Genomic DNA, 16,353 nt, shown 5'->3' with positions numbered 1-16,353 from the left:
AGGTTATGTGATGGCGTTGATCGAAGAAGACAGCCTCGCCTTGAACGCGTCGGGGATCGGAATGTAGCCATTGTCGGCCAGGCCATTTTGCCCGGCGCCGATGGTGCTTTGCAGGAATCCCTTCACCGCCGCACCGACCCCGGAGTCGGGGTACTTCGAGCACACGATCTCGTAGGTCGCCAGCACGATCGGGTAGGAACCGGCCTGCTTGGGTTTGTAGAACGACAGCGTGTCGAGCACCAGGTCGTTGCCCTGGCCGGAGATTTTGGCCCCAGCAATCGTCTTGCCCACCGATTCGGCGCTGATCGACACCGCGTCCGGGCCGGCCGAGGTGATGATCTTGGCCATGTTCAGTTTCTGTGCCTGGGCAAACGACCATTCGTTATAGGTGATGGATCCCTCGGTGGCCTTGATCGCCGCCGACGTGCCGTCGTTGCCCTTGGCTCCCTCACCGACGCCGCCCTTGAAGGTCTTTCCGGCGCCCTTGCCCCATGCCCCGTCCGCGGCGGCGTCGAGATATTTCTGGAAATTGTCGGTGGTGCCGGACTCGTCGTTGCGGAAGACGACGTGAATCGGCACGTCGGGCAACGTGGCACCGGGGTTGAGGGCCTGAATCGCGGGGTCGTTCCACGTCGTGATCGAGCCGTTGAAGATCTTGGCGGCCGTGGGGCCGTCGAGGCTGAGCGAGTTCAGGCCCGTCACGTTGTAGGTGATGGCGATCGGGCCGAAAACGACCGGCAGATTCCAGGCCGGCGAACCGCACCGCTGCTGCGCGGCGGCGTATTCGTTGGCCGCCAGCGGCGAGTCAGAACCACCGAAATCCGTTTGGTTGCCGTTGAATTCGCTGATTCCCGCACCGGATCCGTTGGCCGTGTAGTTCAGCGTCTGGCCGGGGCAGGCCTGCTCGAACGCGTTGACAAAGCGGGTCATCGCGTTGGCCTGGGCCGTCGACCCGCTGGCCTTGAGGGCCTTCTTCCCGCCACAATTCACCTTGCCCGACGACGAGCCGGTCGGCCCACTGGCGCCGGAGCCGTTGTTGTCGCTGCCGCACCCCGACAACGCCAGCGCAGTAACGCTCAAGGCACTCAGCACGGCGCCAAATCGGTTGAGTTTCAATTCGCTTCCTCACGGTAGGGATGAAACATGATCGCGGCCGGTCAGTTAGCCGTAGCGCGCCGACCAGCCGGTATCGCGGCCACGAACGTAACAGTAACAATTGAACGTTGAGCAAACTTTTCGGCGATCACCGCTGAACGCGTCGGCGGGCCGTCGCGACGTCGGCCGCAGCGCACCGCGACGTCGCCTGGCCGGTGTTCGTCAGCAAAGGCCCCACCCGGCCCTCCGAGGCGCCGCCGACTGGTTGCTGACATCACGCGATGGCGTTGATCGCATCCGACAGCCGGGACTTGAACGACTCCGGCACCGGGATATACCCGTTGTCCGCCAAGCCATTCTGGCCGGCACCGATGGTGCTTTGCAGGAACGCCTTCACGGCCGCGCCGACCTGCGGGTCGGGATACTTCGAACACACGATCTCGTAGGTCGCCAACACGATCGGGTAGGAACCGGGCCGGGTCGGCTTGTAGAACGAGAAGGTGTCCACCACCAAGTCGTTGCCCTGCCCGGTGAGGGTGGCACCGGAGATCGTTTTCCCGACCGATCCGGCGCTGATGCCCACCGCCTCGGGCCCGGCCGAGGTGACGATCCTGGCCATCGTCAGCTTCTGCGCCAGACCGAACGACCATTCGTTGTAGGTGACCGATCCTTCGGTCGCCCGGACGGCCGCCGACGTACCGCCGTTGCCGTCGGCGTCCTGCCCGACCCCACCGTGGAACGTCTTCCCGATGCCCTTGTCCCACACGCCGTCGGACGCGGAGTCCAAGTATTTCTGGAAATTGTCGGTGGTGCCGGACTCATCGCCGCGGAACACGACACGGATGGGCTCGGCGGGCAGCGCGGTACCCGGGTTCAGCGCTGCGATCGCCGGGTCGTCCCAGGCGGTGATGGCGCCCTTGAAGATTTTGGCGGCGGTGGGCCCGTCGAGGATCAGCGAGCTGACGCCCCTGACGTTGTAGGTGATCGCGATCGGACCGAAGACCACGGGCAGATTCCACGCCGGCGAACCGCATCGGGTCCGCGCCGCGAAGTATTCGATCGGGGCCAACGGTGAATCCGAACCCGCGAAATCGATTTGGTTTCCGGTGAATTGGCCGATTCCCGCGCCCGAGCCATTGGGTGTGTAATTCAGCGTCTGACCGGGGCAAGCGTGCTCGAAGGCGCCGGAGAATCGGGGCATCGCGTTGGCCTGGGCGCTCGAGCCCGCCGCCGTCAAGGCCTGCTTGCCGCCGCAATTGACCACGCCCGACGCGCCCGCCCCGCTTCCCCGGGCCGTGCTGTCGTGGAATCCGCATCCCGCCAACACCAGCGCACCGGCTGTCAGGACGCCCAGCACAGCACCAAAACGGTTGCGTCCCAAGTCTCTTCCTCACGGGTAAGGACCACAAAGATCGGCGTCACCGAGCTAACCCCACCAAGGTGAACGACGGGCAAATGGTCTGGCAACGCGCGCAACGTCACCGACACCGGGCCGCCGCCCCGACGGCCGCATCGGAACCGGCCCCGGATAGAAAAATAGAACTTGTTCTAGAAATGCCTTATCCGCGCCGCCGCGGCTTGCTACCGTGTCGCCTGACACCGAAACGAAGAGAGGCCGCCATGATCCTTGACAGGTTCCGTCTCGACGACAAAGTCGCCGTCATCACCGGTGCAGGCCGCGGCCTCGGGGCGGCCATCGCGCTGGCGTTCGCCGAGGCAGGCGCCGACGTCCTCATCGCCTCGCGAACCGAATCCCAACTAGAGGCCGTCGCCGAACAGGTCCGCGCCGCCGGGCGCCGCGCCCACGTCGTGGCCGCCGACCTGGCGCATCCGGAATCCACCGCCGAGCTGGCCGGCCAGGCCGTCGAGGCATTCGGGAAACTAGACATCGTCGTCAACAACGTCGGGGGAACCATGCCCAACACGTTGTTGACGACCTCGACGAAGGATCTCAAAGACGCCTTCACCTTCAACGTCGGCACCGCCCACGCGCTCACAGTGGCTGCGGTGCCGTTGATGCTCGAGCACTCCGGCGGCGGCAGCATCATCAACATCACCTCGACCATGGGCCGGCTGGCCGGACGTGGCTTCGCGGCCTACGGCACCGCCAAGGCCGCGCTGTCCCACTACACCCGGCTGACCGCCCTGGACCTGTGCCCACGGATTCGGGTCAACGCGATCGCGCCGGGATCGATCCTCACCTCGGCGCTGGACGTGGTCGCCTCCAACGACGAGCTGCGGTCTCCGATGGAGAAGGCCACCCCGATGCGCCGGCTGGGCGATCCGGTCGACATTGCCGCTGCGGCAGTCTATTTGGCGTCTCCCGCCGGCAACTTCCTGACCGGCAAGACCCTCGAGGTCGACGGCGGCCTCACCTTCCCCAATCTCGACATCCCCGTCCCGGACCTGTGACCCACGACCGCTAAGGAGCACGTCATGTCCATCCCCGTCGTCCAACTGGGCACCGGCAACGTCGGTATCCACGCGCTGCGCGCGCTCATCACCAATCCGGAGTTCGACCTGAAAGGCGTGTGGGTGTCGTCCGACGCCAAGGCGGGCAAGGACGCCGCCGAGCTCGCCGGGCTTGCGGAGGCGACGGGGGTGCTCGCCAGCACCAACCTGGACGCCGTGCTCGCCACCGGGCCGCAGTGCGCGGTGTACAACGCGCTGGCCGACAACCGGTTGCCCGAGGCGCTCGAGGATTACCGGCGCGTGCTGGCGGCCGGGATCAATATCGTCGGCAGCGGCCCCGTCTTCTTGCAGTATCCGTGGCAGGTGATCCCCGAGGAGCTGATCAAGCCGCTGGAAGACGCAGCGCGCGAAGGCAATTCAAGCCTCTACGTCAACGGCATCGACCCGGGCTTCGCCAACGACCTGCTGCCACTGGCGCTGGCCGGCACCTGCCAGAGCATCCAGCAGATCCGGTGCATGGAGATCGTCGACTACGCCACCTATGACAGTGCGGCGGTCATGTTCGACGTCATGGGATTCGGCAAGCCACTCGACGAAATTCCCATGTTGCTGCAGCCCGGTGTGCTCAGCCTGGCGTGGGGCTCGGTGATCCGGCAAATGGCGGCGGGCCTTGGCATTTCGCTCGACGAGGTCACCCAGTCGCACGTGCGCGTGCCCGCCCCCGAGGACTTCGACATCGCCTCGGGTCATATCGCCAAGGGCACCGCCGCGGCGCTGCGCTTCGAGGTGTTCGGCATGGTCAACGGCGATCCCGTCGTCGTCCTTGAACACGTCACCCGGCTGCGCGAGGACCTGTGCCCGGACTGGCCGCAGCCCGCACAGGAGGGTGGCTCCTACCGGATCGAGGTCACCGGCGAGCCGTCGTACGCCATGGACATCTGCCTGAGCAGCCGCAAGGGCGACCACAACCACGCCGGGCTGGTGGCCACCGCGATGCGAGTCGTCAACGCGATTCCCGCGGTGGTGGCCGCCGATCCGGGAATCGTCACCACGCTCGACTTGCCGCTGATCACCGGCAAGGGGCTCTACCGTCCGGCCTGAGCCGGGACGGCACGAAAACACCGCGGCCGCTGAGCAGGCCGACGGGATGTTCGACTAACCTCACTTTCTTATTCGGTGAAGTGAATCGAGGTCACGTTGGCGCAGCGCACCCAGGGCTCGCTCAAGGGCAACTGGTATCTGCTCGGGCCCGCGTTCGTCGCCGCGATCGCCTACGTCGACCCCGGAAACGTCGCAGCCAACGTCAGCGCCGGCTCACAGTACGGCTACCTGCTGTTGTGGGTGATCGTCGCGGCCAACGTCCTCGCGGGCCTGGTGCAGTACCTGTCGGCCAAGCTCGGGCTGGTCACCGGGCGATCGTTGCCGGCCGCTCTGGGCAAGCGGATGAGCAGCCCCCTGCGGCTGGTGTATTGGGCGCAGGCCGAACTCGTGGCGATCGCCACCGACGCCGCCGAAGTCGTCGGCGGGGCCATCGCCCTACACATCCTGTTCGGCTTGCCGCTGATGGTCGGCGGGCTCATCACCGGCGTGGTGGCCTTGCTGCTGCTGGGCATTCAGGACCGGCGCGGACAGATCATCTTCGAGCGGGTCATCACCGGGTTGCTGCTGGTCATCGCGATCGGGTTCGCGGCGAGCTTCTTCGTCAAGACCGCGCCGCCCCACGATGTGCTGGGCGGGCTGGTGCCGAGGTTCCGCGGCACCGAGAGTGTGCTGCTGGCCGCCGCGATCCTGGGTGCCACCGTGATGCCGCATGCGGTGTACATGCATTCGGGCCTGGTGCTGGACCGGCACGGGCATCCCGACAATGGGTCGCACCGCCGCCTGCTGCTGCGGATCACCCGCTGGGACGTCGTCCTGGCGATGGCGGTGGCCGGCACGGTGAACGCCGCCATGCTGCTGGTCGCCGCGATCAACCTGCAGGACCGCAACGTGAGCGCCTCCATCGAGGGCGCCTATTCCGCCATCCACAACACGCTGGGCGCGACCATCGCGGTGCTGTTCGCGATCGGTCTCCTCGCGTCCGGGCTGGCGTCCTCGTCGGTGGGCGCCTACGCCGGCGCCATGATCATGCAGGGGCTGCTGCACCGGTCGATCCCGATGGTGGCGCGCCGCCTGATCACCCTGTGCCCCGCCCTGGTGATCCTGGCGGTCGGGTTCGACCCCACCCGCGCGTTGGTGCTGTCCCAGGTGGTGCTGTCGTTCGGCATTCCGTTTGCGGTGCTGCCTCTGATCAAGCTGACGAGCAACCGCGAGCTGATGGGCGACGACGCCAACCACCGCATCACGACGATTCTTGGCTGGGGCGTCGGCATATTGATTAGTCTGCTTAACATGGTGCTCGTCTGGCTGACGGTGACCGGCTGAATGCCGGCCCTGCGTCATCTGTACTTCGCATACGGCTCGAACCTATGCGTACGGCAGATGGCGCGCCGCTGTCCCGACGCCGCCGATCCGCGCCCCGCGGTCCTCGCCGACCACGACTGGCTGATCAACCAGCGAGGCGTGGCCACCGTCGAGCCGTTGGCCGGAAACCAGGTGCATGGGGTGCTCTGGCAGATCTCCGACGGCGACCTGGCGACCTTGGACAGCGCCGAGGGTGTGCCGGTGCGCTACCGGCGCGACCGGCTGACCGTGCACACCGACGACGGGCCGTCACCGGCCTGGGTCTACATCGACCACCGGGTGACGCCGGGCCCTCCCCGCCCGGGCTACCTGCCCACCATCATCGACGGTGCCGCGCAGCACGGGCTGCCCCCACGCTGGCTCGAGTTCTTGCGCCGCTGGGATCCGGCCGGCTGGCCGCGCCCGAAATCGTCGGCGGCGTGCGGGCCTGGGCCGCAGTCGTTTTCGGCGTTGCTGAGCGAGCCCGGGGTGGCCGAGAGCTGCCAATTGCGTTCGCGTTTCGGATTTTTGGCGATCCACGGCGGCGGACTGGAAGAGATGACCGACGTGATCGCCGAGCGCGCCGCCGAGGCCGCCGGTGCGTCCGTCTATGTGGTGCGTCATCCCGACCACTACCCGCATCACCTGCCGTCGGCCCTGTTCGATCCGGCCGAGTCGCCACGGCTCGCCGCTTTCCTCGACCATGTCGACGTCGCGGTGTCGCTGCACGGCTATGGCCGCGACGGGCGCAGCACACAGCTGCTGGCCGGTGGTCGCAACCGGGAGCTGGCTGCCCATTTGGCCCGCCACATCCGGCTGACCGGCTATCAGGTCATCACCGACCTCGACGACGTGCCACCGGAATTGCGCGGGCTGCACCCGCGGAACCCGGTGAACCGGGTGCGTCAGGGCGGAACCCAGCTGGAGCTCTCGGCGCGGGTCCGCGGGATCAGCCCGCGCAGCCCGCTGCCCGGCGATGACGGTTTGTCGTCGGTCACCAGCGTGCTGATCCAAGGGCTGGCCGAGGCCGCTCGTCGTTGGTCTATGTCGTCGGATCGCTAAAACGGAGGTTGTTGGTGGCCAAGGATTTTCGCTTCGGAATGAGCATGCGGTTCTTTAAGTCCCGCGAGGCGCTGCTCGACAAGGCCAAGCGGGCTGAAGACGCCGGTTTCGACATTCTTTGTGTGCCGGACCATTTGGGCGCGGCGGCGCCCTTCCCGACGCTGACCGCGGTCGCGATGGTCACCACCACGCTGAAGCTGAGCATGTATGTGCTCAACTCCGCCTTCTACAAGCCGGCCCTGCTCAGCCGGGACATGCAGGCCCTCGATCTGCTCAGCGACGGCCGCCTCGAAATCGGGCTGGGCACCGGCTACGTCCGCGAAGAGTTCGAAGCCGCCGAGATCCCCTATCCCAGCGCCGGTGCCCGCGTCGACTACCTCGAACACATGACGAAGTACCTGAAGGAACACCACCCGTCGACGCCGCTCATCATCGCCGGCAACGGCGACCGGGTGCTGACCATCGCCGCCCGCAACGCCGACATCATCGGCCTGACCGGCTCCAAGGTGCGCGCGGTCGAGGACCCATTCGCCGAACGTGTCGATTTCGTCCGCAACGCCGCGGGGGATCGCTTCGACGCCCTGGAGCTGAATCTGGCGATCACGGCGATGCCGCGGGTCGGCGAGACCGAGCCGGACCTGAAGCTGACCCGCAGCTACGCGCCGGACCTGTCCGATGAGGAGATCCTGTCCCAGCCCTCGGTGCTCAGCGGTTCCCCCCGCGAAATCGCCGAGACGTTGATCGCGTACCGCGACAAGTACGGTGTCTCATCCTTCACCGTGCAGGACAACAACATCGAGAACTTCTCGAAGGTGATCGCCGAACTGCGCTGACGCCGTGGCCCTCGGCTTTTGATCCAGCCCGGTAAGCTCAGGCCGTCCGCCCTCGTAGCTCAGGGGATAGAGCACGGCTCTCCTAAAGCCGGTGTCGCAGGTTCGAATCCTGCCGGGGGCACTTTTGTTGTATGACGTCGGTTGATGCTTGTCGTTTCGCCTTCGGGTGATGCTTGACGGTGTTTCGGCAGATGCTTGACAGCTACTTCGGCTGATCCTTGACACTCCCTAGATGAGGGAGTTGAGGACGAGGATGTTCCTATGACCACTGCACCGAACAGCGCCCTCATCCCCACATTCGCCGCACTGCGATTCGCCACCGGTGTCGCCGCATGGGCTGTACCGGCGAGGGCGGCGCGTCTGTTTGGGCTCGCTTCCGCGAGACAGCAGCCATTCATTACTCAGTTGTTCGGGTCTCGCGAACTGACTCTGGCGCTCGCGGTCACGGACCCGTCACAGCAGCTACGCACCCGGGCGTTGCAACTGGGGCTGCTCACCGACGCACTGGACATCGTTGCAGCACTCCGCGGCGTCCAACGCCAGACCTTGCCGCCAGCCGGCGCAATCGTTACCGGGGGTGGCGCAGCGCTGTTTCTTGGCTTAGGCCTTACTGCGTTGGCCAATCAACAACGCGCAAATGCTTCAACGGGATAAGCCGGTGGTGAGTTAGGCCCCTTCTCACTATCCCCACGTTGCCCGTGGCGGTGTGGCCTTGGACTTGTCGGCCGAGGACAAGTGCACCGCGTGGACACCCGGCTTCTTCGACAGCTGATCCAAAAGGCTTTCCAGGTGCGCCTTGTCGGTGTGCCAGTGCTGAACCGACTCCGGCGCCTCCTGCAGTTCCGCCAGGACCGTCTTCAGTTTGTCCGGGGTCTTGTCGTCGTTGTCCGACGAGCGGCGGCCCAATCCCCGGGTGGGGCTTGCGGCGACCGCGCGGGGCACCGCACCACCCAGCGCTCCTCCGGCCAGGCCCGCCAAGCCCAGCTGACCGAGGGCACCCGCGCCGGCCGCGACCGTCGGCGCGGCACCCGCGCTGGTGTACTCCAACACGGTGGCGGCCAGCTTGACCGCGGGACTGGCCACGGCCCAGCTCGGCGGTACCGACAACGCCCCCGCCAGACCCGCATTGCCGAGACCTGCGGTCACCGCAGACGCGCCAACGGCTCCTACGGCCGGGGTGCTCGAACCCAGCGAAGCGAACAGCGGCCCTTCGAGTTCGACGGCGGTGTCACCCCACGTCCGTGCCGTTGCCACCAGGCCCAAACTGAGGCTCAGCAACGTGTCGTTGACCGGGCGGATGCCTTTGGTGACGAACTCGATGTTCGCGGCGATCTTCGCCAACGGCGTGGAATTCAGGTTGTTCAACCATGTCGCCAATGACGACGGATCGGCCGCCGGCAATGCGGAAGGCGACGCGAAGCTTTGCAGCGTTCGCGGGGTCGACGACATCAGCTGCGACAAGGCCGACTGCTCGTGGGCGGGCGCCGTACCGGCGGCTTGGGCGACCGCGCCTGATTGGGCGGCTCCTCCCGCTGGGTTGGTGGTTTGCGGTGGCGCGTTGAAGGGCTCCAATTGCGCAGCGATCGCCGAAGATCCGGCGTAGCCGTACATCGCGGCGGCGTCTTGCGCCCACATCTGTGCGTACTCCGCCTCGCTGGCCGCGATCGCGGCGGTGTTCTGCCCGAGAAGGTTCGTCGCCACCAGCGACGCCAGCCGGCCGCGGTTCTCCGCGATCGCCACCGGGGGAACCGTCGCCGTGAAGGCGGCCTCGTACGCCGCCGCGGCCGCTCTGGCCCGAGAGGCAGCCTGTTCGGCTTGAGCGGCGGTCGTGCTCATCCACGCCGCATACGGCGCGGCCGCACCGGCCATGGTCAGCGAGGACGGCCCCTGCCAACCGCTGGTCAAGTTCGAGATCACCGACTCATACGACGTCGCCGCAGAGTGCAGTTGGGCGGCCAACCCATCCCATGCCGACGCCGCGGCCAACATTGAGCCTGCGCCTTCACCGGCGTACATTCGACCAGAGTTGATCTCCGGCGGAAATGCTCCGAAATCCATTGTCACTCCATGTTCTTCGCGATAAATAGTGCGTGCTATTCCTGCGGGTCGTCCGCGTTGATGACGATGATCGTGGCCGTGGTCGCGGCGCGCCCGAAACCGGCGCCGATGCCCGATGCCCGCGCGGAGCCACCGCCGGTGGCGGCCATGGCGCGCCCGGCCAGACCCGACGCGGCCATGCTGGAGAACAGCGATCCCTCTCCTTCGGCCGCGAGGGCCGAAGGAGCGCCGGCAAAAGCGGTTTGTGGAATCACCGTGGCGACCGGCCGGATCTCCGGGGCGGCCGCCGCCCATCCCGGCGGCACCGACAAGCGCCCGACGACGCCGGCACGACCGATGGCCGGCGACATTCCGGTTCCAGCGGCTCTCGGCGAGCTCACCATTTGCGTCCCCGAATTGGCCTCGCCGCCCAACCGCCCCAGCGCCGACCGGTCCCGGTCCAGCCTTTGCCGGGCACTGTTCACATTCGCCACGTTTTGGGGCACCAGGTAGTTTTCGACGCCCAGCAGATACGGGCTGCCCCCGATGCCGAACAATGACACCGGACCCAACGGGCCCGTGAGCGCCGAGTCGAATGCTGACAGCAGCGATGGTGGATCGGCGGCGGCGGCAGGCGTTGTCAGGGTCTGCAACGATTGCGGCACGGCCGACATCAGTTGCGGAAGAGCCGATTCCGTGTTCGTCGCGACCGAGCCGCCGGTGGCCTGCGCGACGGCGGCGGCCTGTCCCGCGGTCCCGGCCGGATTGGTGCTACGCGGCGGCGGGGCGAATGGCGTCACCTGCGCGGCGGCCGCCGAGGCACCGGCGTAGCCGTACATCGCCGCGGCATCCTGGGCCCACATCTCGGCGTACTGGGCCTCGGTGGCCATGATCGCCGGGGTGTTCTGACCCAGAAAATTGGTCGCGATCAGCGCCATCAACTGCGCCCGATTGGCCGCGATGACCGGTGGCGGCACCGTCGCGAGGAACGCCGCCTCGTACGCGACCACCGCCGCCCTCGCCTGGCTGGCGGTCTGCTCGGCCTGGGCGGCGGTCGCACTCATCCATGCCGCATACGGCGCCGCCGCGGCGGCCATCATGCTCGATGAAGGACCGCGCCACCCGGCGGTCAGGTTCGAGATCACCGACTCGTAAGACGCTGCGGCGGCGTGCAACTGGGCTGCCAGCGCGTCCCACGCCGCGGCGGCGGCCAGCATCGGCCCCGCCCCGGGGCCAGAGTACATTCGACCGGAGTTGACCTCCGGCGGCATCCCTCCGAAATCCATTGCCATACCTCATAACTCGGTGCGCGACGCCCGAGGGCGACGTGAGTCGACCGCTGCATCGCCTGAATGATTTGATGAACTTCTGTAACCGCGCCCTATCGACGCGCGACTCGGCCGGATCGTTTGAGCGGTTATCCGCTGCGGCCCCGGCGATGTGCCGTTATCGTTGTAGCGCAGGGTGATTCAACGACGGGCACATGCATCCCCCGGCTGAGCTGACATGGTTAGTACCGATGCCGCGACCAGATACGTTGCCGCGGTGTGAACTTGCTAGCTGGACACCGGTGTGCATCATCGGCGTGACGAAGCGTCACCGACCGTCGTCGACATGAAGGTCAAAGCCGAAGGCTAGGAACCCCGGTTGCGCCACGGGCGGTGCCGCCGACGCTGCAGATAGGACTCGACGCGGCGGTTGTGCGTATTGGCGATGATTTCAATTGCGCGCCAGCTGTCTTGGCGTGTTTGCTCACGGGCGACCGAGGCGAGGCATAGCCGCACCCGCCCGAGCCGACGGCCGGCCAACGGGGCAAAACTGCGCGCGGCGATCGGACAAGCGCTCACCGCCGTCGATGACGGCAAACCCTCATCGACAGATCTCATCGCGGTGCTCCTGCTTGCATATCAGATAAATGACAGACCACGATCGTACTTATTCCGGTCAGGCCGTGTCCAGTTTGCGTTCACGCCATACCAGCAGGTCGGCGCGCGTCCGCACCTACGCAAACCCGCTCACGATCCCCCACCAGAGCGGCACCCGAAATGCCCAGAGCAAATGCAATCAAGTCCCACAAAGCGCAGGAATGCGGACTACCATCGATACCGTGCGCGTAAGGGAAGAAACGTAGCGACCGTCGCTTCGTTGGGGCATAGCACTTGCCGGGCCTGCGATGCGGAAGCTAGTCGCCACACAGATGGCCGTTGGGGCTTTAATGCTCAGCGGGGCGATCGCACACGCTGAGGACCAGCCGCCACCGCCTCCTCCCGCCCCTTCGTTCTACGCACCGAAGTGCCTGAGTTTCGACCCCAATCCGCCGGCGCACTGGAACTACCTGCCGTGCGGATGGACAACGGATGGCAAGCGGTGGATTCCGCTGCCTCCGTAGCCGATACCGCGTGACCTCGCCCCGCGAAATCCCCTCAGCCGCTGACTAACTGGCCTTGAGGTGTCCGCCTCCCCGGCAGCTAACGCCGCAGACGCCCGCATCCCCCCGGGCGTCTGCGAGCGAAAGCGCCTGGTCAATCGGGAGCCCGCTGCAATCCAAACCGTTGACCACCAGGCCCAGACTGATGGCGCCGTCCGCGCGGGCGCTCTCGATGCACACCTCGATGTCTCGGAGCCCCGGCCTGCCCACGGTCCAGTAATCCGGGCGGTGCCCATCGAACACCGTGTGATCGTCCGCGCCGTCACCGTTCTCCCGCAGTTCGCCCGCCGATGAGGCAGGCACGTCGTCGGGTAACGCGGCCGCGGCGAGAGGAGTGAGCGGATCAGCAAGACCGCAACAGTTGTCGTGATACTCCAAGGCGATCATCATCGCCCTCCTCTCACCAGACCATCGTATCTTCGACGGCGACGTTTCCTACGGCAACACGGTGTGCATCAGCATCACGTCGTACGCCGACCACAGCGACAGGTTGAAGTACAGGTCCCGTCCCGACGACCAGGGATGGATCATCGGCGCATAGATGCCGCCGGGCATCTGGAACGAGGACACCAGCGGTTGCGGGGGACTCCACGGCCCCTGCGGCGCCGGCGCGGTCCGTGCGATGACGTCGTTGCTGCCGCCGTCGGTGTAGAGCACCAGGTATTGCTTGAGGTAACTGTTGTACTGGGCCGACATTTCGCCCACCGGCGCCGGGAAGATCGGCGTCGCCGCACCCGGATTGTTCGGGATCCAACGACCGCCCTCGTCGCCGTTCCAGTACTGGTACTTGGTCAGGTCGGGCAACTGGTTCGGTGGAACCCGCGACAGGAAGGCCGCGCCGCCGCGACCCGACGGCGTCCCGAACTGGTAGATGTAGCCGTCCTTGCCCTTCAAGAAGGCGCCCATCTGGAAGTTCTCGTTTCCAGGCGTAAACCCGGCTCCCGGAATGGCATCCGCGGACGCCGTGCGGATCGTGGTGGGGAAGATCCCCCAGTTCTGGCCGTTGTCGTTGGACCGCGCGATCGCCGAATAGTTCGTTGTCCATTCGCCGTCACGGCCCCACTGGCGGATGGACATGTAGCTCATGTACTGGGTTCTGCCCATCGACATCGCCCCGGTCGGAATGATTCCCGTCTCGTGCGCGGCCTTGTGGATGGTGTTGACGACCTGTTTGGAGAGCCCGGGCGCCCACACCGGCGAGCCGGAATACTTGTCGTTCGGCACGCCGTCGGCGATGTGGATTCCCTTGGACAGATCGCGATCGTTGCTGCGGAACAGGGTGTTGTAGCGCCACTGCTGGCCGTGCACCTTGCAGTAGCCGAAGGTGTCACCGAAGGCCATCAGCACCTGGCGGTTGACGGGATCGCCGTTGTCCCAGGCAATCCCGAGGTCGGTGCCGGAGATGCCGAACCGTTGCAGCGTTTTGTTGGGGCCGTCCGGCCCGGTGACCCAGTCGACGAGGGACGTCGGGGCGCCCGCGATCGACGGAGGCGGCGGGCCCGGCTCGGGTTGCGGCTGCGGCACCGGGGCGGCGTTCGGCCGTAGCGGGTTGGCGTTCGGCAGTTGCGGGACCGCGGGCGGGTTGGGAGCCGGCGGCAGGACCTCGGCTTGCTGTTGCAGCGGCGCGGAGGGTCCGGGTCCCGGCGTCGGCCCCTCGGCTCGCGGATGGACCGGCGCGGAGTAGCGCTGCCCCGGCGTCGCCGGCTTGAGCAACGAGGAGATCAGCGGACCCAGCCTCGGCAGCGGCGCCTGGTCATTCGTGTGACTGGGCCTGCGCCCGGTCGGCGGCTGCACGACCGGTTGAGGTGCGGGCATCGCCGGCTGCGCGGCGGGTGGGTCGACGTTTGCCTCGGGGGCACCGCACGGCGTGGCGTGGGCGGTAGGCGCGGGCCCCACCACGAGGACGAATCCGACAGCGGCCGCCGACGCCATCGATAGCGACACACTTCGAAGAATCGCCGACATGTAACACCTTTCGAGGGGTAGGACACCGCGCTGACGTCCGTAGTTGGCTCATGTGACGATAGTGATCTGCGGGGCATATGTGACCAACGATGAACCGATAGGTATGCATCCGTGACCGTGTCGCAACGCGGCAGTCGCCACCCCGACTTCCCTCGCGCGGCATTAGCTGGAAGCAATATGCAAGCTGTTAATCGGCGTTTCTGATTTTGCCAACGCTGCCACTGGCTGGGTCGGGTATCGACCCGCGAGATGTCACGATGGACCGCAGACCGACCTGCCCCGGGGGTGAGCCCGCCCCGGGCCTTCCACCCGGTCGCCAAGAGCCGGTCGCGTCCTCACGAGCGGCCGCCGGCCCCCGCGGGGTCGTCGCCGGCCCGGGGGTTGACGTCGCGGCCACTTTGCTGGGACGGCCGCAAAACGAACGGCCGACGGGTGCGCATATCGGCTTACACCGCAGCCTCGTGCGACGCCACGATGCGGGGTGGCCGCTTCGCGGTGGGACTGGCCGCACGACGGCGCAACCCCACCACATCGCCGCAGCTCAGACTTCCGGCCGACCGCCTGCCCGAGTGGCCCGCGCGCACCCGGAAAAGGTGAATCGACGTTAACCAGACCCGGCGCCGTCGGCGGCCCGGCATCAACGAGACGTCAAATAGATTGAGGCCGCATGTTTGTCGGCACCGCTGGGGGGCAATGATCCAACAGTAGGCGAGTGCGTCGGCCGGCCTTCGCGCCCGCCTAGGTCCCGTCGGTTCAGCCCGAGAGCCGACGGGGCCGCCCTCTTTGGACCACCCAGGGAGCCGCGGCGGCCCGCCGATAGGCCTCAACAACCGCCGCGCCCGGGAGTACCGTCGGCGTATGGATCGCTCCTCCGGTGTGTGGATTCTCGGCGGTTACCAAAGCGATTTTGCTCGCAACCTCATCAGGGAAGGCCACGACTTCGCCGCGCTGACCGCCGAGGTCGTCGACGCGACGCTGGCGACGGCCAAGCTGGACGCGGCCGACATCGAAGTGGTGCATGTCGGCAACGCGTTCGGCGAGATGTTCGCCCGGCAGGGCCACCTCGGGGCGATGCCCGCCACGGTCTGCGAAGGCCTCTGGGACACCCCGGCGTCGCGCCACGAAGCCGCCTGCGCCTCCGGCAGCGTGGCGGCGCTGGCGGCGATGGCCGATCTGCGGTCGGGCGCCTACGACACCGCGCTGGTAGTGGGCATCGAGCTCGAGAAAACAGTCCCGGGCGACACCGCCGCGCAGCATCTGGGGGCCGCGGCGTGGACCGGTCACGAGGGGGCCGACGCGCGCTACCTGTGGCCGTCCATGTTCGCCCGGGTGGCCGACGAGTACGACCGCCGGTACGGACTGGACGACGCGCACCTGCGGGCCATCGCCCAGCTCAACTTCGCCAACGCCCGCCGCAACCCCAACGCCCAGACCCGCGGGTGGACCGTCCCCGATCCCATCACCGACGACGACGACGCCAACCCGATCACCGAGGGCCGGCTGCGACGCTTCGACTGCAGCCAAATGACCGACGGCGGCGCGGGATTGGTGCTCGTCAACGACGCCTACCTGCGCAACCACCCCGACGCGCGCCCGATCGGCCGGATCGAGGGCTGGGGTCATCGCACCGTCGGGCTGGGGCTGCAGCAGAAACTGGACCGTGCCGGCGACGATCTTTACGTGTTGCCGCATGTGCGGGCGGCGGTGCTCGACGCGCTGCGCCGGGCGGGGCGCGGCCTCGACGACATCGACGGGTTCGAGGTGCACGACTGCTTCACTCCCAGCGAGTACTTGGCCATCGACCACATCGGGTTGACCGGCCCGGGCGAGTCATGGAAGGCGATCGAAAACGGCGAGATCGAGATCGGGGGGAGGCTGCCGATCAATCCCAGCGGCGGGTTGATCGGTGGCGGGCATCCGGTGGGCGCCTCCGGGGTGCGGATGCTGCTCGACGCGGCCAAGCAGGTCAGCGGCGCCGCCGGCGACTATCAGGTCGACGGTGCGCAAACCTTCGGGACCCTCAATTTCGGCGGCAGCACCGCCACCACCGTGAGTTTCGTTGTCAGCAAAGGCGGTTGA

General features: G+C 67.0%; 15 protein-coding genes and 1 tRNA gene. 9 read left to right on the top strand and 7 right to left on the bottom strand.

Annotated elements, in window-relative coordinates:
• Nucleotides 1-3 precede the first annotated feature (3 nt).
• Together pstS (OCU_RS29555) and pstS (OCU_RS29550) are read right to left on the bottom strand one after the other, a co-directional pair.
• Nucleotides 4-1,116 carry a phosphate ABC transporter substrate-binding protein PstS gene (gene pstS / locus OCU_RS29555; protein WP_009953045.1) on the bottom strand — a complete coding sequence of 371 codons (1,113 nt, stop codon included), beginning with the start codon at nt 1,114-1,116 and terminating at the stop codon, nt 4-6.
• 253 nt (nt 1,117-1,369) lie between these two features.
• Entirely contained in the window at nt 1,370-2,476 is a 1,107-nt protein-coding gene (gene pstS, locus OCU_RS29550; RefSeq protein WP_085981084.1) for a phosphate ABC transporter substrate-binding protein PstS, read from the bottom strand.
• A 239-nt stretch (nt 2,477-2,715) separates the two neighbouring features.
• On the opposite strand from pstS (OCU_RS29550), the gene OCU_RS29545 reads away from it, so the two are divergent.
• The 7 genes from OCU_RS29545 to OCU_RS50150 all read left to right on the top strand — a co-directional run bounded on the left by OCU_RS29545 (nt 2,716) and on the right by OCU_RS50150 (nt 8,498).
• Nucleotides 2,716-3,507 (top strand): SDR family oxidoreductase, encoded by a 792-nt coding sequence (locus tag OCU_RS29545; protein WP_009953043.1) that lies wholly within the window; start codon nt 2,716-2,718, stop codon nt 3,505-3,507.
• A 24-nt stretch (nt 3,508-3,531) separates the two neighbouring features.
• Nucleotides 3,532-4,608: an NAD(P)H-dependent amine dehydrogenase family protein gene (locus OCU_RS29540; protein WP_009953041.1), complete on the top strand. Its 1,077-nt coding sequence runs from the start codon at nt 3,532-3,534 to the stop codon at nt 4,606-4,608.
• 96 nt (nt 4,609-4,704) lie between these two features.
• A complete protein-coding gene (locus tag OCU_RS29535; protein ID WP_009953039.1) occupies nt 4,705-5,931 on the top strand; it encodes an Nramp family divalent metal transporter in 1,227 nt (408 codons plus the stop codon).
• Nucleotides 5,932-7,011 carry a poly-gamma-glutamate hydrolase family protein gene (locus OCU_RS29530; RefSeq protein ID WP_008253936.1) on the top strand — a complete coding sequence of 360 codons (1,080 nt, stop codon included), beginning with the start codon at nt 5,932-5,934 and terminating at the stop codon, nt 7,009-7,011. It abuts the gene before it with no gap.
• An 8-nt stretch (nt 7,012-7,019) separates the two neighbouring features.
• Nucleotides 7,020-7,844: an LLM class F420-dependent oxidoreductase gene (locus OCU_RS29525; RefSeq protein ID WP_009953038.1), complete on the top strand. Its 825-nt coding sequence runs from the start codon at nt 7,020-7,022 to the stop codon at nt 7,842-7,844.
• A gap of 48 nt (nt 7,845-7,892) precedes the next feature.
• Nucleotides 7,893-7,965, top strand: a tRNA-Arg gene (locus OCU_RS29520).
• Between the two features lie 140 nt (nt 7,966-8,105).
• On the top strand, nt 8,106-8,498 hold the full coding sequence (locus OCU_RS50150) for a hypothetical protein (protein ID WP_080587917.1): 393 nt from the start codon (nt 8,106-8,108) through the stop codon (nt 8,496-8,498).
• Between the two features lie 27 nt (nt 8,499-8,525).
• On the opposite strand, the gene OCU_RS29515 is transcribed toward OCU_RS50150, so the two are convergent.
• From OCU_RS29515 to OCU_RS50145, 3 genes are all read right to left on the bottom strand, one after another.
• Nucleotides 8,526-9,902, bottom strand: coding sequence for a PPE family protein (locus OCU_RS29515; protein WP_036458247.1), 1,377 nt, complete (start codon nt 9,900-9,902; stop codon nt 8,526-8,528).
• Between the two features lie 35 nt (nt 9,903-9,937).
• Entirely contained in the window at nt 9,938-11,167 is a 1,230-nt protein-coding gene (locus OCU_RS29510) for a PPE family protein (RefSeq protein WP_193375132.1), read from the bottom strand.
• A 348-nt stretch (nt 11,168-11,515) separates the two neighbouring features.
• Nucleotides 11,516-11,767, bottom strand: coding sequence for a hypothetical protein (locus OCU_RS50145; RefSeq protein ID WP_148278267.1), 252 nt, complete (start codon nt 11,765-11,767; stop codon nt 11,516-11,518).
• Nucleotides 11,768-12,054: 287 nt separating this feature from the next.
• Here OCU_RS50145 and OCU_RS51805 point away from each other — a divergent pair, with 287 nt between their 5' ends.
• Nucleotides 12,055-12,270 carry a hypothetical protein gene (locus OCU_RS51805; protein ID WP_080587915.1) on the top strand — a complete coding sequence of 72 codons (216 nt, stop codon included), beginning with the start codon at nt 12,055-12,057 and terminating at the stop codon, nt 12,268-12,270.
• Nucleotides 12,271-12,315: 45 nt separating this feature from the next.
• On the opposite strand, the gene OCU_RS29505 is transcribed toward OCU_RS51805, so the two are convergent.
• A complete protein-coding gene (locus OCU_RS29505) occupies nt 12,316-12,696 on the bottom strand; it encodes a hypothetical protein (protein WP_036458265.1) in 381 nt (126 codons plus the stop codon).
• A gap of 48 nt (nt 12,697-12,744) precedes the next feature.
• Complete coding sequence (locus OCU_RS29500; protein ID WP_014379257.1) at nt 12,745-14,274, bottom strand: DUF4185 domain-containing protein; 1,530 nt, start codon at nt 14,272-14,274, stop codon at nt 12,745-12,747.
• An 858-nt stretch (nt 14,275-15,132) separates the two neighbouring features.
• Here OCU_RS29500 and OCU_RS29495 point away from each other — a divergent pair.
• The gene (locus OCU_RS29495; RefSeq protein WP_014379256.1) at nt 15,133-16,353 is read left to right on the top strand and encodes an acetyl-CoA acetyltransferase; all 1,221 of its coding nucleotides are present in this window, start codon (nt 15,133-15,135) and stop codon (nt 16,351-16,353) included.

The sequence above is a fragment of the Mycobacterium intracellulare ATCC 13950 genome (assembly GCF_000277125.1).
GTDB classification, from domain to species: domain Bacteria; phylum Actinomycetota; class Actinomycetes; order Mycobacteriales; family Mycobacteriaceae; genus Mycobacterium; species Mycobacterium intracellulare.
The sequence above is the reverse complement of the archived record's forward strand: the minus strand, read 5'-3'. Positions and strand labels throughout refer to the sequence as shown.